This window comes from uncultured Campylobacter sp., assembly GCF_937997595.1.
Taxonomy (GTDB): domain Bacteria; phylum Campylobacterota; class Campylobacteria; order Campylobacterales; family Campylobacteraceae; genus Campylobacter_B.
The window spans coordinates 1-2,677 of sequence record NZ_CALKTS010000070.1 but is presented as its reverse complement, the minus strand read 5'-3'; the positions used below and the strand labels follow the sequence as shown (position 1 = coordinate 2,677).

The 2,677-nt window shown below is 48.8% G+C and carries 3 protein-coding genes and 1 pseudogene; 3 read left to right on the top strand and 1 reads right to left on the bottom strand.

The features are described 5' to 3' along the window. Window positions 1-47: 47 nt before the first annotated feature. From Q0614_RS02345 to Q0614_RS02335, 3 genes are all read left to right on the top strand, one after another. Window positions 48-449 (top strand): aryl sulfotransferase, encoded by a 402-nt coding sequence (locus Q0614_RS02345; protein ID WP_298786277.1) that lies wholly within the window; start codon window positions 48-50, stop codon window positions 447-449. After that, window positions 442-702, top strand: coding sequence for a cation transporter (locus tag Q0614_RS02340; protein WP_298786275.1), 261 nt, complete (start codon window positions 442-444; stop codon window positions 700-702). Before Q0614_RS02345 ends, Q0614_RS02340 begins: the two co-directional genes overlap by 8 nt. Window positions 703-981: 279 nt before the next feature. Further along, window positions 982-2,259 carry a M20/M25/M40 family metallo-hydrolase gene (locus Q0614_RS02335; protein ID WP_298786273.1) on the top strand — a complete coding sequence of 426 codons (1,278 nt, stop codon included), beginning with the start codon at window positions 982-984 and terminating at the stop codon, window positions 2,257-2,259. 272 nt (window positions 2,260-2,531) lie between these two features. On the opposite strand, the pseudogene Q0614_RS02330 reads toward Q0614_RS02335, so the two are convergent. Then, a pseudogene (locus Q0614_RS02330) lies at window positions 2,532-2,677 on the bottom strand (endonuclease III); the annotation flags it as partial.

The window sequence follows — 2,677 nt, the reverse complement described above, 5'->3', positions numbered from 1 at the left end:
CGAGGGTGCGACAAGATTATGGCAAGATTATAATTAAAAGGTAAAATTTGAAAACCGAACTAGAAAATCCCGCGCAAGAAACCTTGGCGCAAAAGCGAGAAGATCCTGGTAAAAATCGCTTCGGTGCGCGCAGTCTCTGGCTGATATTCGCCGCGATTTTTAGCGCGGTCGCGGCGACGTTTTGTTGCCTGCCTGCGCTTTTATTTTTGATTTTCGGCGCGAGCTTTTCCATTTTTTCAGGCGCGGAGGTGCTGGAAGGTTACCGCGCGCCGCTTTCTGCGTTAGCGCTTTTTTGCTTCGCGCTTTCTGCATTTTTCTTTTTCAAAAAGCCGCGCGCATGCTCACTGCAAAGCGGGCGTAAAAAGTGGATTTTAATCTACGCGCTCTTAGGAGCCTTGCTTGCCTTTATGCTTACATATCCCGAAATTTTAGGAGGGCTTTATGCGTAAAATTTTGTTTTTGATGCTTGGATTTACGACGCTTTTTGCCGACAAAGAGGTTAAAATTTACGTGGAAAAAATCCACTGCCCGCTCTGCACTACGATCGTGCGAAAGGCGCTTTTGCAAACGCCGGGCGTGATAAGCGCGAAGGTTTCGCAGCAGAGCAAAACAGCAACCGTCGCGGCAAAAGATGACGCAAACGAGACCGCGATGCTTGAGGCGATCGCAAAAACGGGCTATGAAGGCGTAATCGTAAAATAAAAATCCCCGGCAAAATTCAGACTAAATTTTAAATAAAATTCTTGCTAAATTTCGGTAAAATTCATGCGACTTTGCATAAAATTTCATTTTGCGCGGCTTGCCTGCAGCGTAAGCTAGCGCGATTGAAATTCTGCGCGTATTTTGCGGAAGCGCTATGTTGGCGCGGTCGCGTTTAAATTTAGCAGAATTTCGCAAGCGCTTAAGCGAGTGCGGTTGCTTTTAAATTCAACGGGCGTGTCGCAATAACGCGCGGATATAATAAATTCAAAAGGAGCAAACATGCAAAAAAACGAGGTTATAAACGATTTTAAAAAGCTGTGCGAGATACCGCACTGCAGCTGCGAAACAGAGCAGATGAGGGAGTTTTTGGCGGATTTTGCGCGCTCTCAGGGCTTTAGCGTAAACATCGATGAGGCTGGCAACATCCATGCCGTAAAGGGCGAGCCTAAAATCTGTCTGCAAAGCCACTACGACATGGTTTGCGTGGGCGCGGCGCCGCATTTGGAGCTCATCGAAGAGGACGGCATGCTAAGGGCGAAAAACTCGAGCTTGGGCGCTGATGATGGCATCGGCGTGGCGATGATGATGGGCGCGATGCGGGAGTTTGCAAATTTAGAGTGCCTATTTACCAACGACGAAGAGGTCGGGCTCGTGGGCGCAAACGCCTTTAAAGGTAAAATTTTATCGCCGAATTTGCTAAATTTAGACAGCGAAGAGGACGACCGCGTGACGCTGGGATGTGCCGGCGGTATAAACGTGAGCGCAAAAATCGGCGCTGCGAGCGTCAAAAAGAGCGGTAAAATTTACGAGATCGGCGTCACGGGGCTTAGCGGCGGGCACTCGGGCAACGAGATACATAAAAATATCCCAAACGCGACGAAGCTACTGGCGAAATTTCTCGCCGAGGAGGGCTGCGAGCTAATCAGCCTGGATTTTGGCGAGAGGAGCAACTCGATCCCCGCAAATGCCGTGTGCAAGGCGCTCTGTGCGCATGAGCCGGCGCAGCGCGGCCTGGCGTGGGTAAAGAGCCTGGGCGAGGGCGAAGCGGACGTGCTGGTAAATAGCGGTAAAATTTTGGCGCTAATTAACTCCTTTGCCCAGGGCGTGCGCAGCTACGACACGCAGCTTGGCATGGTAAACGAAAGCATAAATCTCTCGACCGTTAAGCAAAAAGAGGGCGTGATCGAGTTTGATTTTTTCGGACGCGCGATGAAGCGAGAGGGGCTTGAAAATCTGGGCTTTGAGACTAGCACACTAGCTAGCGCGCTAGGTTTTGATGTGAGAGTAACCGACCGTTCGGCGAACTGGGCGCCGTGCATCAGCGACTTTGCTCATCTGGTGCTTGAGGAGTTACAAAAACAAAAGCCGCAGGCTAAATTTGCCGCCGTGCACGCGGGCCTTGAGTGCGGCGTACTGGTCGCAAAACAGCCCGAGCTACAAGCCTGCTCCATAGGACCTAACATTCACTCGCCGCACTCCGTAAACGAGCACTGCGAGATAGCGTCGGTGGAGATGATGGCGGAAGTCGTAAGAAATATAATCGCTAGATTGCAATAAATTTAGCGGCTTGTCTTTTTGTCCTATACTTCGTTGGATTTAAATTTTACTCGGTCACTACCGACGAGGTAGCTCCCGCCCTTAAATTTAAATCCGCCTCGTCTAGAACAAAAATACTGCGCCTTAGCTTCTTGCATTTAAATTTGATATAAAATTTGTAGCAGTTTTTATAAAATGCAGTTCATAATAAACACAGCTACCAAGAATCAAAATTTTAAAATTCCGGCAAATTTAAGTGCGTAAATTTAAGCTCGCATCTGCAGGCCAAAATTTTACGGAAAATTCTTATCCTTGCTACTGCACAGCTCGTTTAAAAAGCACTCCTTGCAATTTGGCTTGATCGCCTTACAGGTGTAGCGGCCGAAAAGCACCATGCCTTGGTGCAGCTTGCCGAGGTCTGTTTTAAAAGCCTCGCTAA